Source organism: Oceanisphaera sp. W20_SRM_FM3, from assembly GCF_052119705.1.
In the GTDB taxonomy this organism is placed as follows: domain Bacteria; phylum Pseudomonadota; class Gammaproteobacteria; order Enterobacterales; family Aeromonadaceae; genus Oceanimonas.
Genome location: NZ_JBGQOP010000001.1, coordinates 179610 through 200628 on the forward strand (window position 1 = coordinate 179610; position 21019 = coordinate 200628).

General features: G+C 51.2%; 22 protein-coding genes. 20 read left to right on the forward strand and 2 right to left on the reverse strand.

The window, feature by feature from the left end; translation table 11 throughout:
• Positions 1-110: 110 nt before the first annotated feature.
• Both nhaR and ACEN2G_RS00815 read left to right on the forward strand, forming a co-directional pair.
• On the forward strand, positions 111-1055 hold the full coding sequence (gene nhaR / locus ACEN2G_RS00810; RefSeq protein ID WP_442019553.1) for a transcriptional activator NhaR: 945 nt from the start codon (positions 111-113) through the stop codon (positions 1053-1055).
• Positions 1056-1090: 35 nt separating this feature from the next.
• Complete coding sequence (locus tag ACEN2G_RS00815) at positions 1091-1390, forward strand: ArsR/SmtB family transcription factor (RefSeq protein ID WP_442019554.1); 300 nt, start codon at positions 1091-1093, stop codon at positions 1388-1390.
• 138 nt (positions 1391-1528) lie between these two features.
• Here the strand turns inward: ACEN2G_RS00815 and rpsT are convergent, their stop codons facing one another.
• On the reverse strand, positions 1529-1789 hold the full coding sequence (rpsT, locus tag ACEN2G_RS00820) for a 30S ribosomal protein S20 (protein ID WP_087037002.1): 261 nt from the start codon (positions 1787-1789) through the stop codon (positions 1529-1531).
• A 197-nt stretch (positions 1790-1986) separates the two neighbouring features.
• Here rpsT and murJ point away from each other — a divergent pair, with 197 nt between their 5' ends.
• From murJ to ispH, 6 genes are all read left to right on the forward strand, one after another.
• Entirely contained in the window at positions 1987-3543 is a 1557-nt protein-coding gene (gene murJ / locus ACEN2G_RS00825) for a murein biosynthesis integral membrane protein MurJ (RefSeq protein ID WP_442019555.1), read from the forward strand.
• 67 nt (positions 3544-3610) lie between these two features.
• Positions 3611-4558, forward strand: coding sequence for a bifunctional riboflavin kinase/FAD synthetase (ribF, locus tag ACEN2G_RS00830; RefSeq protein ID WP_442019556.1), 948 nt, complete (start codon positions 3611-3613; stop codon positions 4556-4558).
• A gap of 5 nt (positions 4559-4563) precedes the next feature.
• On the forward strand, positions 4564-7383 hold the full coding sequence (ileS, locus tag ACEN2G_RS00835; RefSeq protein WP_442019557.1) for an isoleucine--tRNA ligase: 2820 nt from the start codon (positions 4564-4566) through the stop codon (positions 7381-7383).
• On the forward strand, positions 7383-7889 hold the full coding sequence (lspA, locus tag ACEN2G_RS00840; RefSeq protein WP_442019558.1) for a signal peptidase II: 507 nt from the start codon (positions 7383-7385) through the stop codon (positions 7887-7889). The genes ileS and lspA overlap by 1 nt, the downstream gene beginning before the upstream one ends.
• Positions 7882-8316, forward strand: a complete 435-nt coding sequence (fkpB, locus tag ACEN2G_RS00845; protein ID WP_442019559.1) for an FKBP-type peptidyl-prolyl cis-trans isomerase — start codon at positions 7882-7884, stop codon at positions 8314-8316. Before lspA ends, fkpB begins: the two co-directional genes overlap by 8 nt.
• A gap of 30 nt (positions 8317-8346) precedes the next feature.
• Positions 8347-9291, forward strand: coding sequence for a 4-hydroxy-3-methylbut-2-enyl diphosphate reductase (ispH, locus tag ACEN2G_RS00850; RefSeq protein ID WP_442019560.1), 945 nt, complete (start codon positions 8347-8349; stop codon positions 9289-9291).
• Between the two features lie 121 nt (positions 9292-9412).
• Here the strand turns inward: ispH and ACEN2G_RS00855 are convergent, their stop codons facing one another.
• Positions 9413-9847, reverse strand: coding sequence for a type IV pilin protein (locus ACEN2G_RS00855; protein WP_442019561.1), 435 nt, complete (start codon positions 9845-9847; stop codon positions 9413-9415).
• A gap of 124 nt (positions 9848-9971) precedes the next feature.
• On the opposite strand from ACEN2G_RS00855, the gene ACEN2G_RS00860 reads away from it, so the two are divergent.
• The 12 genes from ACEN2G_RS00860 to rpsR all read left to right on the forward strand — a co-directional run bounded on the left by ACEN2G_RS00860 (position 9972) and on the right by rpsR (position 20987).
• Positions 9972-10475: a GspH/FimT family pseudopilin gene (locus ACEN2G_RS00860; protein WP_442019562.1), complete on the forward strand. Its 504-nt coding sequence runs from the start codon at positions 9972-9974 to the stop codon at positions 10473-10475.
• On the forward strand, positions 10469-11143 hold the full coding sequence (locus ACEN2G_RS00865) for a prepilin-type N-terminal cleavage/methylation domain-containing protein (protein WP_442019563.1): 675 nt from the start codon (positions 10469-10471) through the stop codon (positions 11141-11143). The genes ACEN2G_RS00860 and ACEN2G_RS00865 overlap by 7 nt, the downstream gene beginning before the upstream one ends.
• Positions 11143-12246 carry a hypothetical protein gene (locus ACEN2G_RS00870; protein ID WP_442019564.1) on the forward strand — a complete coding sequence of 368 codons (1104 nt, stop codon included), beginning with the start codon at positions 11143-11145 and terminating at the stop codon, positions 12244-12246. Before ACEN2G_RS00865 ends, ACEN2G_RS00870 begins: the two co-directional genes overlap by 1 nt.
• Positions 12247-12275: 29 nt before the next feature.
• A complete protein-coding gene (locus ACEN2G_RS00875; RefSeq protein WP_442019565.1) occupies positions 12276-12752 on the forward strand; it encodes a type IV pilus modification PilV family protein in 477 nt (158 codons plus the stop codon).
• Positions 12753-13171: 419 nt separating this feature from the next.
• On the forward strand, positions 13172-14800 hold the full coding sequence (locus ACEN2G_RS00880; RefSeq protein ID WP_442019566.1) for an NAD+ synthase: 1629 nt from the start codon (positions 13172-13174) through the stop codon (positions 14798-14800).
• Positions 14801-14900: 100 nt separating this feature from the next.
• Positions 14901-15239 (forward strand): nitrogen regulatory protein P-II, encoded by a 339-nt coding sequence (gene glnB / locus ACEN2G_RS00885; RefSeq protein ID WP_442019567.1) that lies wholly within the window; start codon positions 14901-14903, stop codon positions 15237-15239.
• Positions 15240-15361: 122 nt separating this feature from the next.
• Positions 15362-15871, forward strand: a complete 510-nt coding sequence (luxS, locus tag ACEN2G_RS00890) for an S-ribosylhomocysteine lyase (protein WP_442019568.1) — start codon at positions 15362-15364, stop codon at positions 15869-15871.
• A 126-nt stretch (positions 15872-15997) separates the two neighbouring features.
• Entirely contained in the window at positions 15998-18334 is a 2337-nt protein-coding gene (gene rnr / locus ACEN2G_RS00895; RefSeq protein WP_442019569.1) for a ribonuclease R, read from the forward strand.
• Positions 18335-18422: 88 nt separating this feature from the next.
• Complete coding sequence (rlmB, locus tag ACEN2G_RS00900; RefSeq protein WP_442019570.1) at positions 18423-19157, forward strand: 23S rRNA (guanosine(2251)-2'-O)-methyltransferase RlmB; 735 nt, start codon at positions 18423-18425, stop codon at positions 19155-19157.
• Between the two features lie 126 nt (positions 19158-19283).
• Positions 19284-20147 (forward strand): DMT family transporter, encoded by an 864-nt coding sequence (locus ACEN2G_RS00905; RefSeq protein WP_442019571.1) that lies wholly within the window; start codon positions 19284-19286, stop codon positions 20145-20147.
• 215 nt (positions 20148-20362) lie between these two features.
• Complete coding sequence (gene rpsF, locus ACEN2G_RS00910) at positions 20363-20731, forward strand: 30S ribosomal protein S6 (RefSeq protein WP_442019572.1); 369 nt, start codon at positions 20363-20365, stop codon at positions 20729-20731.
• 28 nt (positions 20732-20759) lie between these two features.
• Positions 20760-20987 (forward strand): 30S ribosomal protein S18, encoded by a 228-nt coding sequence (gene rpsR / locus ACEN2G_RS00915; RefSeq protein ID WP_442019573.1) that lies wholly within the window; start codon positions 20760-20762, stop codon positions 20985-20987.
• The last annotated feature ends 32 nt before the right edge of the window (positions 20988-21019 follow it).

Here is a 21019-nt window from a genome sequence, read left to right on the forward strand (position 1 = left end):
TTGCTTAAGACACCTTCGCTTAATCGGCTATCGCGCCTGTGACTAGAGCGGCTGGGTATTCAAACCCAGCCGCTTTTATTATGATGGGGCATATGCCGTGGAGATTTCCTTTGTCACACCTTAATTACAATCATCTATATTACTTTTGGATGACGCAAAAAAAGGGCTCGGTGACCAAAGCTGCCGAGGCCTTATTCTTAACGCCACAAACCGTGACTGGACAAATCCGCCAGCTTGAACAACGCCTCGGCGGTAAGCTCTTTAAGCGCAAGGGGCGCCAACTGGAAGCCAGTGAGCTGGGTCAATTAGTCTTTAAGTATGCGGATCGCATGTTCAGCTTGTCCTATGAAATGCTGGATATAGTGCATTATCGCAAAGAAGATCATCTGATTTTTGATGTTGGCGTAGCCGATGCCTTGTCTAAGCGCTTGGCGAGTCGAGTATTAATGTCGGTGATCCCCAACGATGGCTCGATTCATCTGCGCTGTTATGAGTCGACCCACGAAATGCTGTTAGAGCAGCTCAGTGAACATAAACTGGACATGATCTTATCGGACTGCCCCGTGGACTCAGCGCAGCATGCAGGTTTGTTATCGAAGAAACTGGGTGAGTGTGAGATGGGCTTTTATTGCCGCGAGCCGCTGCCGAGTAAACCCTTCCCTGAATGCCTTGAAGAGCGGCGCCTGCTTATTCCTGGGCGACGCACCGCCATGGGCCGACAATTGCGCCACTGGTTAGAAGTACAAGGCCTAAAGCCACAAATTCTTGGTGAGTTTGATGATGCGGCGCTGATGAAGGCCTTTGGCTTTTTTAATCAGGGTATTTTCGTGGCGCCGGCTATTTATCGCGATGCCATTTTACAATATCAGCCGGTGGTCGAAATTGGCCGCGTCGAAGAGCTAAAAGAAGAATATTACGTTATTTTCGCCGAACGTATGATACAACACCCTGCGGTGAAGCGATTATGCGAAAGTGATTTTAGTATGTTATTTTCGGGACTAGACGATTTTTCTACGGGTATAGCGCCCGTCAGCTTTGACGGCGAATTCAGTTAACCACTCATAAGTGGGCATCATAAGTGGGCATAATAATGGACATGCAAGCAATGCAAGCAGGTGCGGCCCATGCCGTTAAGCTGCTGAAGGCACTGGCGAATGAGCGCAGACTCTTTATTTTGTGTCATTTGCTGGACAAGGAATTGTCGGTGGGTGAAATGAATCAACACTTAGGTTTGAGCCAATCGGCGCTTTCTCAACACTTGGCGCTGCTGCGTAACGACGGTTTCGTGCGCACTCGAAAAGACGCGCAAACCGTGTATTACTCGTTAAAGAGTGAAGAAGTCCGAGAGATGATAGGCCTACTGCATAAGCTATATTGCAGCGGAGGCTAAGTGTGAGGAGTGAGACGTGAAGAGTGAGGTGTGAGTGAGCGAGCTTTCCACCTCTCGCCTTACGCCTCTCATCTCACTTTTTACCAAATAAAAAACCGGCCTAGGCCGGTTTTTTTACACGCTAATAAAGTCTGTAACTTACAGAGCTTTAATTTTTGCGTTCAAGCGGCTCTTATGACGAGCAGCTTTATTCTTATGGATCAGACCTTTAGTGGCCATGCGATCCAACAGAGGCTGTGCAGTGTCAAATGCTTGTTGAGCGTTTGCTTTGTCGCCAGTCGCGATAGCTGCAAGTACTTTTTTCATGTAAGTGCGAACCATAGAACGACGGCTGGCATTGTGCTTACGGCGTTTCTCAGATTGAAGCGCGCGTTTCTTAGCAGACTTGATATTAGCCAAGGTAAAACTCCTAAAACTGTATTAGCGAGTGAGAATAAAAGGCTGAGGAATATGCCTTTTTCACTGCGGATTGTCAATTGGTTTGTGCAAATAAACATCGCCCTGTGGTCAGATACAGAGCCGAAGGTTAAACTGTCGGCCGAATTCTACCAGCATTACCCCACCTTCAGCAATTTTCTTACTACGAGGTTTTCATTTTGAGTAAGGTGCTTTTACGATCAGGCTTAATTGTCTCCGCCATGACCCTAGTTTCTCGGGTGCTGGGTTTAGTACGAGACGTAGTGATTGCTAACTTGCTAGGCGCTGGTGCGTCTGCAGATGTGTTCTTTTTCGCTAACCGTATACCTAACTTTTTACGACGTCTATTCGCCGAAGGTGCCTTCAATCAGGCCTTTATTCCGGTGATGACAGAATATAAACAAACTCGCAGTTTTAAGGATAACCAGGACTTAATCGCCGCCGTTTCCGGCACCCTTGGCATGATAGTGACTGTGGTGACCTTAATTGGCATGGTCGGTTCTGGCATTGTGACCGCCATATTTGGCATTGGCTGGTTTTTAGAATGGTATAACGATGGGCCTGAAGCCTACAAATTTGAGCTGGCCTCTTTACTGCTAAAAGTAACCTTTCCCTACCTGTGGTTTATCTGTTTTACCGCCATGTCGGGGGCGATTTTAAATACCTTTGGCAAGTTTGCGGTGTCGTCTTTTACGCCTGTGTTTCTGAATCTGGCCATGATAGGGGCCGCGCTCTGGTTATCCCCTAATATGGAGCAGCCGGAAATGGGCTTGGCCATAGGGGTGTTTCTCGGTGGCTTGATACAGTTTTTGTTTCAGTTTCCGTTTTTGCGCCGTTTGCACATGTTGGTGCGCCCGCGCTGGGCTTGGCATCACCCGGGAGTGGTAAGAATACGTACCCTGATGATCCCCGCCTTGTTTGGCGTCTCGGTCAGCCAAGTGAACTTATTGTTTGATACTATGTTGGCGTCATTTTTAGCCACCGGCTCTATCAGCTATCTGTATTACGCAGATCGCTTATTGGAATTTCCGTTAGGTCTATTTGGCATCGCCATTGCCACCGTGATTTTGCCGGCCTTATCGAGCCGTCATGTAGAGCAATCCAAAGAGGGCTTTGCCGCTACCATGGATTGGGGGGTACGCATGGTGTTGCTGATGGGCTTTCCGGCCATGCTGGGCTTGATTGTGTTAAGTGAGCCCATGCTGCGGGTGCTGTTTATGCGCGGTGAGTTCGGGGTAACGGAGGTCACGGCGGCCAGTAAGAGCCTGATTGCCTATGGTGTGGGCCTGCAAGCTTTTATGCTGATCAAGGTGTTGGCACCGGGTTATTACGCTCGCCAAGACACAAAAACGCCGGTGCGCTTTGGTATTATCGCCATGGTGGCCAATATGGTGATGAACGCTATCCTGATTTTTCCTCTGGGATACGTAGGCTTAGCCTTGGCTACTGCGCTGTCTGGTATCTTGAATGCGGGCTTGCTGGCGTGGGGTTTAAGTAAGCGCGGTATTTATCATCCGAGTCGTAAAACTTTGTGGTTTACCGGTAAGGTTGCGCTAGCCAGTTTCGCCATGGCAGCGCTATTGGTCTGGTTATCGCCACCGCTCAGCACCTGGGCGGCGTGGGGGGCCTTGAGCAGTGCTGGGCATCTGCTGGCCTATATTGGAGCGGGTGCTGTGTGTTACGGTGCCTTACTGTTAATGACAGGTGTGCGTTTGTCGCATTTTAAAAGCCTATAGAGCTGATCCTAGCGGCGGCCTGAGGTATAATCCGTCGCTTTACAATTTAAGGCCAGTCTTGGAGTCTATGGAGCTTATACGCGGCATTCCCAATATCAAACCCTGGCACGGCGGCTGTGTGCTCACCATAGGTAACTTTGATGGGGTGCATTTAGGGCACCAAGCCGTGCTACTGGGCTTGATAGAGCAGGCACGGCGCTTACAAGTGCCGGCCTGCGTGATGGTGTTTGAGCCTCAACCCCGAGAGCTGTTTAGTGGCGGTGAAGCACCGCCTCGGCTGACACGACTGCGCGAAAAATATCGCCAGCTGGCGCGGCTCGGTATCGACCGTTTATTGTGCGTGCGCTTTAACAAGGCATTTGCCGCCCAAAGCCCGGATCATTTTATTCGTGATTTATTGGTGGATAAACTGGGGGTGCGGTTTTTAGTGGTGGGTGATGATTTTCGCTTTGGTCAACACAGACACGGCGATTTTGAATTATTAACCCGCGCCGGTGCTGCTTTTAATTTTGATGTGGTCAGCACCCAGAGCTTTCGCAGAAACAGCCAGCGGGTGAGCAGTACGCTTATCCGTGACGCCTTGGTTAATGACAGACTCGAAGACGCGGCCGAGATGCTGGGCCGACCTTATAGTTTATGTGGCCGCGTAGCCCATGGCGCCAAGCTGGGGCGCACCATAGGTTTTCCGACCGCTAACGTGGCATTAAAGCGCCAAGTTAGCCCAGTGTCAGGCGTGTATGCGGTTGAGCTGTTGATGGACGGCATGTCTTATCCCGGCGTAGCTAACATTGGCAATAAGCCGACCGTGAACGGCAGCCAAGCCTTATTAGAAGTCCATCTGTTTGATTTTTCCGGTGATATTTACGGTAAACAGGTGGAAGTGGAGCTGCGCAAAAAGTTGCGCAGTGAACAAAAATTCGCTTCCTTTGCACTGTTAAAGGAGCAAATTCAACGCGACGCCGTTGCAGCCCGCCATTGGTTTGGGCTTGCGGTATCAGAACCGAACGGAATGTAGGACTCATGACCGATTATAAAAACACCCTGAATTTGCCCGAAACAGATTTTCCGATGCGCGGTAACTTGGCCCAACGAGAGCCGGAAATGTTAGCCCGCTGGACGAAACAGGATTTATACGGCGCCGTGCGTAAAGCCAAAGCTGGCAAAAAGCCTTTTATTCTGCACGACGGCCCTCCGTACGCCAATGGCAGCATTCATATTGGTCACTCGGTAAACAAGATCCTAAAAGACATTATCGTGAAGTCGAAAGGCTTACAGGGCTTTGACTCACCCTACATTCCCGGTTGGGACTGCCACGGTCTGCCGATCGAACTTAAAGTAGAAGAAAAAATTGGTAAGCCCGGTGTTAAAGTCACGCCTGCCGAGTTTCGTGAAGCCTGCCGTGCTTATGCCAAAACACAAATTGAGGCGCAAAAAGTCGATTTTATTCGCTTAGGCGTGCTGGGCGATTGGGATAATCCGTATCTGACCATGGACTTTGGCACCGAAGCCAACATCATTCGCTCCATGAGCAAAATCATCGATAATGGTCATCTGCACAAAGGCTCAAAGCCGGTGCACTGGTGTACCGATTGCGGCTCGGCACTGGCAGAAGCAGAAGTAGAATACGAAGACCGTCGCTCGCCGGCGATTGACGTGCGCTTTAAAGCCGTGGATCAAGCTGCAGTCGCCGCCTTGTTTGATTGTCCGGTCGATCATTTTGGTCAGGGCCCAGTCTCTGTGGTCATTTGGACCACCACCCCTTGGACGCTGCCGGCTAACCGCGCCGTGGCCTTGAATAACGATCTGAGCTACGCGCTAGTACAAGTAGAAGGCGAGCATCCAGAGCGCTTGATTTTGGCGGCAGATTTAGTGACTGACGTGATGGACCGCGCCGGCATCAGCCATTATCACAACTTAGGTTTTTGCCAAGGCTCGGCGCTTGAGCTCAGCCGTTTCCAGCATCCTTTCTATGACTTTGATGTGCCCGCGATTCTAGGCGAGCACGTGACCCTAGATGCCGGTACCGGTGCCGTGCATACCGCACCCGGACATGGTCAAGAAGACTTCGTGGTCGGTCAGCAGTACGGCTTAGAAATTGCCAACCCAGTGGGCGGCAATGGCGTTTACTTGCCTGATACCGAACTGTTTGCCGGTCAGCACGTGTTTAAAGCCAATGATTCAGTGGTGGAAGTGCTCAAAGAGCGCGGCGCGCTATTACATCATCAAGCCTACATGCACTCCTATCCGCATTGCTGGCGCCATAAGACGCCGATTATTTTCCGTGCCACACCGCAGTGGTTTATCAGCATGGAGCAAGGCGGCTTACGCACCAAAGCCTTAGGCGAAATCAAGAAAGTACAATGGGTGCCAGAATGGGGTCAAAACCGCATTCAGGCCATGGTGGAGAATCGTCCAGACTGGTGTATTTCACGCCAGCGTACGTGGGGCGTGCCAATTGCCTTATTTGTGCACAAAGACACCCAAGCCCTGCACCCGCGTGCCACCGAGCTAATGGAAGACGTGGCCAAGCGCGTAGAGCTGGCCGGTATTCAAGCCTGGTGGGATCTGGACTCGGCCGAGCTGTTAGGCGAAGAAGCGGGCCAATACGAAAAGGTATTGGATACGCTTGATGTGTGGTTTGACTCAGGATCTACCCACGCTACCGTGGTTGATCCGCGTCCCGAGTTTGGCGGCCACAGCGCTGATCTGTATCTGGAAGGCTCGGATCAGCATCGCGGCTGGTTTATGTCATCCTTAATGATCTCCACCGCCATGAAAGGCCATGCGCCGTATCGCCAAGTGCTGACCCACGGTTTCACCGTGGACGGCGACGGTCGCAAGATGTCTAAGTCGGTAGGCAACGTGGTGAGCCCACAGCAAGTGATGAACAAGCTGGGTGCCGATATCTTGCGCTTATGGGTAGCGAGCACGGATTATGCCGGCGAGATGACGGTTTCAGATGAAATTCTAAACCGCAGCGCCGATGCCTATCGTCGTATTCGTAACACGGCGCGCTTCTTGTTAGCTAACTTGAACGGCTTCGATCCGGCGACCGATATGGTGGCACCAGAAGACATGGTGTTGATCGACCGCTGGGCCGTGGGTCGAGCGCAAGCGATCCAGCAAGAGATCATCACCGCCTATGACGAATATAACTTCCACTTAGTGACGCAAAAGCTGATGCAGTTTTGCTCGGTAGAAATGGGATCCTTCTATCTGGACGTGATCAAAGACCGCCAGTACACGGCCAAAGCCGATGGTTTGGCCCGTCGCTCTTGTCAGACGGCGCTTTATCACATAGTGGAAGCCTTAGTGCGCTGGATGGCACCTATCATGAGCTTTACCGCGGATGAAATCTGGAACTTGTTACCGGGCGAGCGCAGTCAGTTTGTGTTTACCGAAGAGTTCTACGAGGGGCTATTTGGTCTGGCCGCCGATGAAACACTGAATGATGACTTCTGGGCGCAATTGCTCACCGTGCGTCAAGCGGTGAACAAGGCCTTAGAAAGCGCCCGTAAAGAGAAAGTAATTGGCGGCGCACTGGAAGCTGAAATCACGCTGTTTGTGGATGAATCTTTGGCCACCATCTTGGGTCGTTTAGGGTCAGAGCTGCGCTTCGTGCTGTTAACCTCAAGCGTGACGGTTAAGCCGTTACCAGAAGCGGTTAACGCCCAAGATACGGAGCTGGAAGGCTTGAAAATATCAGTGGCTAAGAGCGAGGCCGAGAAGTGCGGTCGTTGCTGGCACCATGTGGCGGATGTCAGCGAAGAGCACGACCATATGTGTGGCCGTTGCGTATCTAACGTCTCTGGAGACGGCGAAACTCGCCGGTTTGCTTAATGACGAACGTGCGAGGCTCTTTAGTGCTTAATAGCGGTCTACGTTGGTGGTGGCTGGCCATAGTGGCCATAATGCTCGACCAAGTGAGCAAGTGGCTCACGGTGACGTATCTGGACTTTGGTTATCCTGGGGTGGAAGTCACCCCCTTCTTTAACCTAGTGCACGTCTATAACCCGGGTGCCGCCTTTAGCTTCTTGGCGGATCAAGGGGGCTGGCAACGCTGGTTTTTTGCAGGGCTCGCCACAGCGGTTACTGTGCTATTAAGCGTGTGGATGGCCAAAATGCCCAAAGCCGCTCGCTGGTTGCCGGCAGCCTATGCATTAGTGATTGGTGGTGCCATAGGTAACGTGATTGACCGTATTATGCTCGGTCACGTGGTGGACTTTCTCGACTTTTATGTAAACGCTTGGCATTGGCCTGCCTTTAACTTAGCCGACAGCTTTATCTTTATTGGTGCGGCTATGATCATCATCGACAGCCTGAAGAAGGACAAAGTAGATGAGTAACCAGATAGGAGCCCAGAGTGAAGTCTTGTTTCACTTCACGCTGACCTTGAATGACGGCTCTGTGGCCGACAGCACTAAGTTGCAAGGCCAGCCGGCTAAGCTACGCATGGGGGATGGCAGCCTAACAGCCACCTTTGAGGCCTGCTTGCTGGGTTTAAAAGCCGGCGATGAGCACAGCTTTGAGCTGGGCCCCGATGATGCCTTTGGGCCGATTAATCCTAATAACATCCACCATCTGGAACGCCGTCAGTTTGCCGCCGACATAGACGTGAGTGAGGGCACCATAGTGGCCTTTACCCAACCGAATGGCAGCGAAATACCCGGCATCATTCGCGATGTGGCTGGCGATTCGGTGACAGTGGACTTCAACCATCCGTTGGCGGGTCAGCAAGTGACCTTTGACGTAGAAATACTGACCGTTAGCTAACGGGTTTGTTTAGCATTTAAGGAGTCTGGCATGGATATTCTACTCGCCAACCCGCGCGGCTTTTGTGCCGGTGTGGATCGCGCCATCAGCATAGTGGAAAGTGCACTAGAGAAATTTTCAGCGCCCATTTATGTGCGCCACGAAGTGGTGCATAACCGCTACGTGGTGAATAAGCTGAAAAGTGCGGGTGCGGTATTTGTGGAAGAGTTGGATCAGGTGCCAGACGATAATATCGTGATTTTTTCGGCCCACGGCGTGTCGAAAGCGGTGCGTGAAGAAGCTAAGCGCCGTGGTTTAAAGGTATTTGATGCCACTTGCCCCTTGGTGACTAAGGTGCACATGGAAGTGCACAGAGCCAGTAAAAAAGGCATAGAAACCATACTGATAGGCCACGCCGGCCACCCAGAAGTAGAAGGCACCATGGGCCAGTATGAAAGCGCTGACGGTGGCATTTATCTGGTAGAGAATCCTACCGATGTAGAAACGCTGGCGGTGAAGCACCCAGAAAACCTGACCTTCGTCACCCAAACGACGCTCAGCGTAGATGAAACCTCCGATGTGATTGATGCGCTGCGCGCACGCTTTCCGACCATTGAAGGGCCACGTAAAGATGATATTTGCTATGCAACGCAAAATCGTCAAGATGCGGTGCGCGAATTAGCCGCCAAAGCCGATGTGATGTTAGTCGTGGGTTCAAAAAACTCGTCTAACTCTAACCGCTTACGTGAATTGGCAGAAAAAATCGGCGCGCGCGCCTATTTGATCGATTGCGTAGAAATGATAGATGCCAGCTGGTTGGCGGGTGTTGAGCGAGTAGCTGTCACCGCCGGTGCCTCGGCACCTGAGATCTTGGTACAAGAGGTGATCAATCATTTGCAAACCTTAGGTGGCAAGACGGTGACCGAGCATCCAGGACGCGAAGAAAATATCGTGTTTGAAGTGCCCGCCGAGCTTAAAATCAGGAATGTCAGCTAACAGCGCCGAGCACCAAGCGCCAAACCAAAAAATGAAAAAGCCGAACCTAGCCGTTCGGCTTTTTGTTGCTTTTGATAAGGCTTAAGAGTGGCAAGACAGCTTCTGGCTTCCCGCTTCCCGCTTATTCCCAGCATTCTTGTGGTGTTTTTTCATGAGCGCGATTGAGGGTTAGCGTCTGGCAAGATTGACTGCCTTGGTGATCTTGCATTTGAGGTGAGCCGGGTTTGGCGGTGGCGGTTAATTGATACTGGCTGCTACTGGCTTGAGTAATTCTAAAGCTGTAGTGAGCATGGGCGGCAAGCCTGGAGTCTAAGTCGCTGATCTGTTGCGCATAATGCGGGTAAGTAATACGCCATGCTTCTTGCTGTAACTGCAAATTATAGAGGTCTTGTTGTGCCGCACGCCGCTGGGTTTTTAACATATAACCGGAGAGGCTAGGGTAGGCGAGGGCAGCCAAGGTGGCCAAAACGGCTATGCTAATGAGCAACTCTACTAATGAAAACCCTATCTGCTGTCCTATTTTTTGCCGATAGCGACCACGCTTACTGCTGTTCATGCTGCTGCCTTGTTGAAAAGGGTGTCGTGAGCCAAGCTTAGCCTTGATTGCGAATATGGCTATTCGCATAACGATGCATAGCACAGGGAAAATAATGAACTTGAGTATGCTGCAAGGAGGCAGTATGCAAATGAGTCAGACAGGTTTAACGATTATCGAGCTATTGCTTAGCCTAGTGGTTATGGCTCTATTAGCCATGCTGGCGTTGCCCCATTTTCAGAGTTTGGCTCAGCAAACTCGGGTGCGCGGTGCGGGCAGTCTTGTATATACACACCTACAACTGGCGCGCAGCGAAGCCATTAAACGCAACGCCAGTATTACCATCTGCTTTAGCGGCTCGGGCACGGTTGCTTGGCAATATAAAGTGCTAGAGCTGAGCCAAGCGGGAGACTGTGATAGCCAAGTTATTGATGAAATTGAACAGGTGAACGGCCAGCAGTTTCTTGGCGTGATCCTCACCGCCGCGTATCCAAGCCCCCATCTTATTTTTAAACCCAGAAGAAGTACCTTGCTGTCGGGCAGTTTTACCCTCAGCCAAGACAGTCATAGCCTTAAAGTAATCACGTGGAATAACAGCATTATTCGCACCTGCTCCGAGAGCCAATTGCTCGGTGTACCGCCATGTTAAAGACGGAGCAGGGTTTTTCATTATTGGAAATCTTAGTGGCCATGGCCGCAGGCGTGATTGTGCTAGCGGCATTATTATCTTTATCAATCAGTCTGTTAGGGAGCGGTAACACCCATTTGCAGTTGTCGCGTTTAAATCAAGAAGTGCAAGGTATTGCGGATCTCATCAGTCGTGATCTGCAACGTGCCGGTTTTCATCCTGCGGCCATGACGGAATTGGCGTTATCGGTACCTGCCCCTAACGCCGTCGCCCAGCACCTAGTGTTTTCTCCGACCCGTGACTTATATCCCGACCCTGCCACGGCCAGCGCGGCGCACTGTCTACGTGTAAAGTTTTGGGACTTAGATGCCCCGAACGGCGATCAACTAATGGTGCGGATTTATCATTTTAAGCAAAACACAGGCGTGCTACGCCTACATGTCCATCATGATGTGCAAAGTACGCAACCGCTCAGTGATTTATGTGGCTCGGGTGTCCACTCAGGTAATCAGCTTATCTCCAGTAAAGAAATCCGCGTCAATCAATTGTCTTTTCGCTTAACGCCAGATAGTGGCCCCCAAGGCGTGCGCAGTGTGGAGCTGGCGATGAGTGCGGCTTATGTGAACCGACCGACATTAGCGCAAACCTTGCACAGGCGCATATTATTGCGCAATCAGGGCGGTCTGTAATGAAACCTCAAGCGGGCTTTACCACCTTAGCGATCAGCTTGTTATTGCTGGCTATCTTAAGCGCATGGTCTTTGTTTATGGTGAAAACCATGGTGTCAGAGCGGCGCTTAACCTTAAATGAAATCGAATATCGATTAACCCATGCCGCGGCGGAGCAAGGCTTGGCGGAGGCTATCGCCATGCTAAAAGTGGATCCCGATATCCAGAATTTGGCGAATAGTGTGGCGCACGACTTAGGTGAGGTGAATTATCAGGTGCGCATAGTGCCTAATGCCACTTTGCCGGGTATTCGGCAACTGCAGGCTACGGCTAGCATGGCCGATGGCGCGCGTAGTCAAATACGCTTAGCCTTGGCCGAGCGCTCAGTCTTGAACCCGCAACACGCAGGGCCTAAGTATCCTCTGTTATTAGCCAGCACCAACACCACCATTAATGGCCAGTTACGAATAGTCGCTCATCAAGATAATGCTAACTCTTTCTCGATTTGGTCTGCGGGTGAGCTTAACGTGACGGGGGCCTTGCACAGCTGTTATTTGGTGAACTATGACGCCGTTACCCAAGATTGCTCAGTTAGCTTGAGCCAAGTTGATGCGCTAGATGAGCGCCTCGAATTAGATATGCAGCTACAAGACGCCGACTTTCCTGCGGATGTTTTACGTTATGTCTTTGGTTATGGGGCTCATCAAGATCGGCACCTTAAAGCCATGGCCACGGCCGTGGTCACAGATTGCAGTGCTATCAAGCGGGCTGGGTTTTATATCGTCAGCGGCGGCGCTAGCTGCCAGTTAGACAAGATAGTGAGCTCGCGCGTCGCCCCCGTGATCCTGTTGGTTAAAGACATGGCGGTGGTGGCCAATATGCCAACCCAGTTTTATGGTCTGCTTGTTTTATATGGCACTGGCGGCCAGCCGCTGCACTTCGCCAATGGCAGTGAGCTGTTTGGCGGCCTTATCTTAGGCCCCCATAGTACAGAGCTGAATGGCGATGTTACCCTGCACTTTGATGCCGAGGTGCTCTGCACCTTAAGCGCCTGCCAGCCCACCTCCACTGCCAGTCCATTTCGACTATTGAGTGTGGTGGCAGGCAGCTGGCATGACGATTAAGCCGTTGGCATTATGAGTAGGGAGAGTGGATGCGATTCAGTGTTGGCAAACGGAGAATGATGCGCGGCTTTGGCTTAATTGAAGTTATGGTGGCGCTGGTGTTAATCGCCGTGATGGCGGCGGCTTTGCTGCCACTGAGTCAGCATGCGTTAAGTATTAGTCGGGATGAACGGCAACGAGAAGTCGCCTTGCGCTTGGCCGAGTCCAAACTGGATGAGCTAAGACATCTGGCTCAGCAAAATCAGCCGCAGTTAATCACCAGTGGTGAGAGCCGCCAGTGGGTGATGGATACTGAATTCAGTCTCGATTGGTCTGTGAGTGCATTTCATTGGAGCGCTGTGCAACAAGCTTGGTTGCCGGCAACGGCTGTTCTGCGCGATAAGATCCAAGTGTTAGTGATTGTGGGCTGGCGCGATAGCCATGATCGGCCTCAGTCTTTTAGTTTGAGTACGGCTATGGTGGCGCTACCGACACTGACAGCTGGCCCTTTTGGCCGTAGGCTGTAACTGTTAGTCATTCCTGATTACGTATGAACCTCAGCCATAATGCACCCTGTTTCGGTTTGTTCTTTGTAGCTGCCCAATTTATTCGGCAGGCCAGCTCTGCTGGCTGTTACTGAGGTTTAGATTTAAACCAAAACACCAAACCGGGCCGAATAAATTGGCCCCTACAAGGTCAAAATACCAAACTGAGCCTCATATTCTTTACCGAAGAGGCGGAACCTACCTGTAACATATTGAATTCATTGGTGCTGAGTTCACTGAAACATGGCTGAGCTTTGTGGGTAATCAGGTAGTCATTTAACTTCTATGAGCTATCTAGTTTCAAGTGGGCTATCGGGTTTAAACTGGCTCTTGGGTTTAAAACTGACAAGTGGGCCTAGTTTTATTACTATGCGTTATTACAGATTTAAGCGGATCCTTTCATGTCTTCACCTCTGACGTTGGCAGTGGCACAGTTAAATTTTACCGTGGGTGCCATTGAAGCTAATACCCAAGCCATGCTTGGCGCCATTATTGATGCCCAAGCTCAGGGCGCGGATCTTGTATTATTTTCTGAGCTGGCCATCACCGGCTATTCACCAGAAGATTTATTGCTGCGTGATGATTTATATCTGCGTGTCGATACTGCATTGGCACAACTGACAGCGGCAAGCCAACAGACTGCAGTATTGGTGGGCCATCCATGGCGCCAAGGTGGGCATTGTTATAATGCCGCCTCCTTTTATTATCAGGGCCAGCTGCAAGCGCGCTATTTTAAGCAAGTCTTGCCCAACGACAGCGTCTTTGATGAACCGCGCTACTTCACTCCGGGCGAGCAGGCCTGCGTAGTGAGCTTTAAAGGCCATCGCCTAGGCTTGCTGATTTGTGAAGATGTGTGGCATACCAAGCCGGTCGCCAGTGCCAAGGCGGCGGGTGCCGAGCTGTTATTAGTGATTAATGCCTCACCTTATGACCAGCAAAAGCCAGCACAGCGCCACGCCATGCTGGCCGAGTGCTGTCGTGCAGCCGGCTTACCCTTAGTTTATATTAATCAAGTGGGCGGCCAAGACGAGCTGGTGTTTGACGGCCACTCGCAAGTGTTTAACGCCCGTGGTGAGCTGGTGCAGCGCCTAGCCGCCTTTAGCCCTGAGCTGGCGCTGGTGCGTGTTGAGCATAAATCCCCGCAACCTGCGGCTATTAGCCCCGCATTAGCGCCCATGGCCGAAATGTATCAGGCGCTGGTATTAGCCACCCGTGACTATGTGAATAAAAATGGTTTCGATGGCGTGGTATTAGGGTTGTCGGGTGGTATCGACTCAGGTCTGACCTTAGCCATAGCGGTAGATGCGTTAGGCAAAGATAAGGTGCAAGCGGTGATGATGCCGTTTCGTTACACGGCGACGATGAGTGTTGATGATGCAGCCGCACAGGCTAAATTGCTGGGTGTAGAATTTCACAGTGTACCCATTGCGCCGATATTTGAGGCCTTTATGGGCCAGTTAGCGCCATTGTTTGAAGGTCAGGAAAAAGTCGCCGGCGATACCACAGAAGAAAACCTGCAAGCGCGCGCCCGTGGCATGCTATTAATGGCGCTGTCGAATAAACGCCGTCGCTTAGTGCTGACTACAGGTAATAAAAGCGAGTTAGCCGTGGGTTATTGTACGCTTTATGGTGATATGGTGGGCGGCTTTGCGCCCTTAAAAGACGTGCCCAAGACGCAAGTGTTTGCCTTATCGCGTTATCGTAATAGCTTGAGCCTAGCCATCCCTGAGCGTGTGATTGAGCGACCACCGTCTGCAGAGCTGGCTCCCGATCAGTTAGATGAAGATAATTTGCCGCCTTATGAGGTGCTGGATGCCTTGCTGGAAGCCTATGTGGAGCAAGATAAATCCTATGATGATTTATTGGCAGCAGGCTTTAGCGAAGCAGACGTGCGCCGCGTGCTTAAGTTGGTAGATATTAATGAATACAAGCGTCGTCAAGGTGCTGTGGGGCCACGAGTAACCCCGCGTAATTTTGGCAAAGACAGACGTTATCCCATTACCTCAGGGTTTGGCCGTATAAATTGGTAAAGAGCAGCGGTAAGCTTTAAGCCGTAAGCGCTAAGCTAATGCCATGACCAAACCATACTGCTTTGCAGGGTAGCTGTTTAACATGATTTAAGGATGTATCGTGAAAAAAATTGAAGCCATCATTAAACCCTTTAAGCTGGACGATGTGCGCGAAGCCTTGGCCGAGCGCGGCATTACCGGCATGACGGTATCAGAGGTTAAAGGCTTTGGTCGCCAAAAAGGCCACACCGAATTGTATCGCGGTGCCGAGTACATGGTGGATTTTTTGCCTAAGGTAAAAATCGAGTTAGTGGTACAAGATGACTTATTAGAGGCCTGCATCGAAGCGATTGAGCTAACGGCGCGCACCGGTAAAATTGGTGACGGCAAAATCTTCGTGTTTGATGTAGTCCAAGTGATCCGTATTCGCACCGGCGAACAAAATGAAGATGCGGTTTAGCAGAAATATGCGGCTAAACGGCCAATAACCCTAAGGGCACAAGGTGTTATCTGCTGAATTACCTTGGCCATTGCCCTTTTCTTTGTCACAATCGCTGTGATATCTAAACAGAGGAATAACCCATGCCATTGCTGGACAGTTTTACCGTGGATCATACCCGTATGGAAGCACCTGCGGTGCGAGTAGCCAAAACCATGGCCACGCCTCACAATGACACCATTACCGTGTTTGATTTACGCTTCTGTCTGCCTAATCAAGAGATCTTGTCCGAGAAGGGCATACATACTCTTGAGCACTTGTTTGCCGGCTTTATGCGCGATCACTTAAACCGTGATCAGGTGGAGATCATTGACCTGTCGCCCATGGGCTGTCGCACCGGCTTTTACATGAGCTTGATAGGCGCGCCTAGCGAGCAGCAAGTGGCCGATGCGTGGCAAGCGGCGATGCAAGATGTACTTAAGGTCGCTAATCAGTCAGAAATTCCTGAGCTTAATGAATACCAGTGTGGCACCTTTGTGATGCACTCACTGGATGAAGCCAAAGCCATAGCGACTAACATCATTGAGCGCGGCATAGGCGTAAACAGCAACGATGCACTGGCATTACCCGAAGAGATGCTGAAGTCTCTGTAATGCCAAGTAGCGGCTGTCAGTAACTAAGCGCCCGATTTAAGCAGCACTGGCTTAATCGGGCGCTTTGTCACTTGTAATTCCCTCTAGATTTACTTTCCTTATTTCAGTGCTCAAATGGACAAATTTATGTCAGAACAACAAGATCCTTTCCTTAAGCGGGAAGCTGAAAAATACGAAAACCCCATTCCTAGCCGCGAATTTATTATCGAGCTTATCAAAGAAAATCAAGGCCCTATCTCGCGTGATGAAATATTTGAAAAGCTAGCCTTAGAAGGCGAAGAGCAGACCGAAGCCTTGCGTCGTCGATTACGCGCCATGGAGCGTGACGGTCAATTAGTGTTTACGCGCACTAAATGCTATGCCTTGCCAGAGAAAATGAACCTGATCAAAGGCCGCGTTATCGGTCACCGTGAAGGCTTTGGTTTCTTGCGTCCGGAAGACGGCGGCGATGATTTATTTTTATCCCAGCGCGAGATGGACGCCTTAATGCATGGCGACCATGTCTTAGTACAACCGCTGCGTTTTGATTCTAAAGGCCGCCGCGAAGCCCGCGTAGTGCGCTTATTAGAATCCCGCGATTTAGAAATAGTCGGCCGCTACTTTATCGAAAACGGCGTCAGCTATGTGGTGCCCGACGACAGCCGGGTGGCTCAAGATATTTTGATCCCACAAGGCGAGACTCAAGGTGCGCGCATGGGCCAAGTAGTGGTGGTTACCATTACCCAGCGCCCGACTAAGCGCATGACGGGTGTGGGTAAGGTGACCGAGGTACTGGGTGAAACCATGGATCCGGGCATGGAAATCGAAATTGCCCTGCGTACCCACGGTATTCCGCACATCTGGCCCGATGCCGTTATTCAAGAAACCTCAACGCTGTCGGAAGACGTGCCAGAAGAGGCCAAAGTGGGACGCCAAGACTTACGTGCCTTGCCATTGCTGACCATAGATGGCGAAGATGCCCGTGACTTCGATGATGCCGTGCACTGTGAGCCCAAAGCCTCAGGCGGCTGGCGCTTATGGGTGGCCATCGCCGACGTATCTTACTACGTGCGCACCGGCACCGCGCTGGATCATGAAGCTTACCTGCGCGGCAACTCGGTTTACTTCCCAGCGCAAGTGATCCCTATGCTGCCTGAAGTGTTGTCTAACGGCTTATGCTCGCTAAACCCGCAAGTGGATCGTTTGTGTATGGTGGCGGAAATGAGCATTTCTGCCAGTGGCAAGTTATCCGACTTCAAATTCTATGAAGCTGTGATGAATTCCCATGCCCGCTTAACCTACAACAAGGTTGCCGCCATCATAGACGGTGACGAAGAGCTGCGCGATCGTTATGCGCCTTTAGTACCGCACCTTGAAGCGCTGAATACCATGTATCACGCCATGAAACATGCTCGCCATCAGCGCGGTGCTGTGGAGTTTGAAAGCGAAGAAACGCAATTCATCTTCAACGCCCAGCGCAAGATTGAAAGCATAGTGCCAGTGGTGCGTAACGATGCGCACAAGATCATTGAAGAATGTATGATAGCGGCCAACGTGGCGGCGGCGCGCTTTATTGAGAAGCAAGACGCCCATGCCCTGTTCCGCGTGCACGAAAAGCCAGGTGATGAAAAGCTGATTAACTTCCGTAGCTTCTTGGCCGAGTTAGGTCTGGAGCTTAAAGGCGGCAATGAGCCAGAGCCGGCGGATTACGCTTTGCTCGCCGAGCAAATCAAAGACAGGCCCGATCATCAGCTGATCCAAACTATGCTGCTGCGCTCCATGAAGCAAGCCGTGTATCAGGCCGAGAACAATGGCCACTTTGGTTTGGCACTCAAGTCTTACTCTCACTTTACTTCGCCGATCCGTCGTTATCCTGATCTGATTTTGCACCGTGCCATTAAGGCACAACTGAGCAAGATGCAGGGTGAAGGTAGCAGCAAAACTGGCGGCGTGCCGTATCAGTATGACGAAGTGGCCCCCATGGGCGAACATTGTTCGGTAACCGAACGCCGTGCGGATGATGCGACTCGCGACGTAGCCGATTGGCTCAAGTGTGAGTTTATGCAGGATCACGTAGGCAGCGAGTTTATGGGGACTATCGCCAACGTCACCGGTTTTGGTTTTTTCGTGCGCTTAGACGAAATTAACATCGATGGCTTAGTGCATATCTCTAGCCTGCAAAACGATTACTACCAGTTTGATGCGGCGCGCCAAATCTTGATCGGCGAGAACTTCCGCCGTAGCTATCGCTTAGGCGACAAGATCAAGGTGAAGGTGATGGCGGTAAACTTAGACGACAGTAAGATCGACTTTGAAACCGTGGAAGAGCCATTGCCAGCCGGTGCTAAGAGCGGCAAGGGCGCGAAGAACTTAAAATCGCGCCAGCGTGCCAAGCCGTATCGCAGCGGCAAGCCAAAAGGTGAGGCCAAAGCGGGCGAGCCTAAAGGCGACGCTAAGCCGAAAGGCAGCAGAAAGCGCCATTAAGTAAAGCAACTAAATTAGGGGGTAATCGGCCAGTGGTAACGCTGCGCGGGTTATCCCCGTTTTTGATTAAAATGCTGAGTAAATGTTTATGAGCAAAGAACTGATTTTTGGCTTTCATGCCCTAGATGCGCTGTTAGATGTCCATCCGGAAACCATATTAGAAGTCTGGATGTTGAAAGGGCGCGACGATGAACGCCTCAATAGCCTGCAAGCGCGCTTATTAGACGTGGGCGTAAAGACACAATTGGCCAGTCGCAGTGCTCTGGATAACAAAGCTAAAGGCGGTCAGCATCAGGGCATAGTGGCTAAGGTGCAAGCGGCACCCACGCTCAATGAAACCGATTTAGAGCAGCTGTTAGCCGGCCAAGACACACCGTTTTTGTTGGTGCTGGACGGCGTGACCGACCCGCATAATTTAGGCGCTTGTTTGCGTACCGCAGATGCGGCCGGCGTACACGGCGTTATCGTGCCTAAAGATAATTCTGCCAGCCTCACGCCGGTAGTACGCAAAGTGGCCTGCGGCGCCGCCGAAGTGGTGCCTTTGTTTCAGGTCACTAACTTGGCGCGTACCTTGCGCATGTTGCAAGAAAAAGGCATTTGGATTGTGGGCACCGCCGGTGAAGCAGATCACAGCGTGTATCAGTCCACCTTTAAGGGCGCGCTGGCCTTGGTGATGGGGGCTGAAGAGAAAGGCATGCGCCGTTTAACTCGCGAGCATTGCGATGAGCTAGTGAGCATCCCTATGGCGGGCTCTGTGTCCAGCTTAAACGTGTCCGTCGCCACCGGCGTCTGCCTGTTTGAAATGGTGCGCCAGCGCGGTTAAATCACGGTGAGGAGTAAGATGTGAGGAGTGAGGTGTAAAATCCAATAGTCTCGCATCTTGCTCTTTGTTCTGCGTGTATCACCTCACCCTTTACTCCTCACCCCTCACTTACTATCGAGAAATACCATGCAACAGCTTATGGCGCGCATGACCGCCGATCGGCAAATACTGGCGATTTTATTGCTGATCTTGGGCAACCTAACCATTTCCTTTGGCGATGTGGTGGTAAAGCTGCTCGGCCAAACCGACGTGACGGCTTACCAATATATAGCGCTGCGTTTCTTGATGACCTCGCTCTTGCTGTTGCCGTTTTGGCTGCGTCTATCGCCGGAGAAAAAAGGCCTAGGCCAATGGAAAATTCACCTGATCCGCGGCCACTTATTATTGTTCGGCTCAATCTGCGTCTATATCAGCTTAATTTACTTACCGCTGGCTACCGCCAATGCGGTGTTTTACGCAGCCCCCCTTATGACCTTGCCGCTGGCGGCCTTGCTCAGTAAAGAAAAAGTAAGACCTGCCGCCTATGGCGTTAGCTTATTGGGCTTTGGCGGTATCTTGTTGGTGCTTAATCCAGGCCAATGGCACTGGGCAGGTTGGCTCGCCTTATTTACCGCCTTCACCATGGCGGCCAGTAATGTGCTGGTGCGCCGCTTGCCCCAAGGCCGCTCGGTATTAGCCACCTTGTTCTTAACTCAAGCACTGGCCATTCCGGTGGGCTTTGTCTTGGCCGTGCCTGTCTGGCAGCCGATGAATGGGGAGATTTGGTTGCTGCTGGTGGGTATCAGCTTAATTGGTATCGTCTATCAAGGTACCTGTATCTTGGCCTACGCCATGGCTGACGCCAGTAAAATTGCCGCCAGCGAATACTCAGGCCTGCTGTTTGTGACCGTGATGGGCATGGTGATGTTTAATGAATTCCCCGCATTGCACGTCTACCTAGGCGCGGCTGTGGTGATCATGGCGATTGGGCTGCAAAGAAAGCTGAAATAGCAAACGGTGAGGAGTGAGGCGTAAAGTGTGAGGTGTAACCCCTCACTGACTCCTCACTATTCACCCCTTACGCCTCACGAAATATATAGGCTTTCTTTTAGCCAATTTATCCTTTACAATCCGCCTCCTTAAAATCAGTCGTTTTAGTAATAAGTTCCTTGCCTCCGATGGCGTGACTGAGCCCGCGAAGAGGCTATACCCGTAAGGAGCAATCCATGCGTCACTACGAAATCGTATTTATGGTTCACCCTGATCAGAGTGAACAAGTTCCAGGCATGATTGAGCGTTATACCGCTGCAATCACCACTTCAGGCGGTCAAGTTCACCGCATGGAAGACTGGGGCCGTCGCCAGTTAGCTTACCCAATCAACAAGCTGCACAAAGCACACTATGTTCTGATGAACGTAGAAGCTGACCAGGCTGTGATTGACGAGCTGGAAACTAACTTCCGCTTCAACGATGCGGTACTGCGTAACATGGTTATGCGTACTAAGAATGCCGTTACTGAGCCTTCTGAAATGGCGAAAGCCAGAGATGAACGCCCACGTCGCGACGACGCTCGTGCAGAAATGTCTGCTGAGTAATTCACGTTTAAGCTGAGGAATTAGAATCATGGCAAGTTTTTTCCGTCGTCGTAAGTTCTGTCGTTTCACCGCTGACGGTGTTGTTGAGATAGATTACAAAGACATCGTAACCCTGAAGAACTATGTTACCGAGTCCGGTAAAATTGTACCTAGCCGTATCACTGGTACCCGCGCTAAATATCAGCGTCAGTTGGCTCGTGCGATTAAACGCGCTCGTTACCTGGCCCTGCTGCCTTACACCGATCTGCACAAGTAAGCAGCGGCCTAACTCTTTTATTTTTTTGAGGA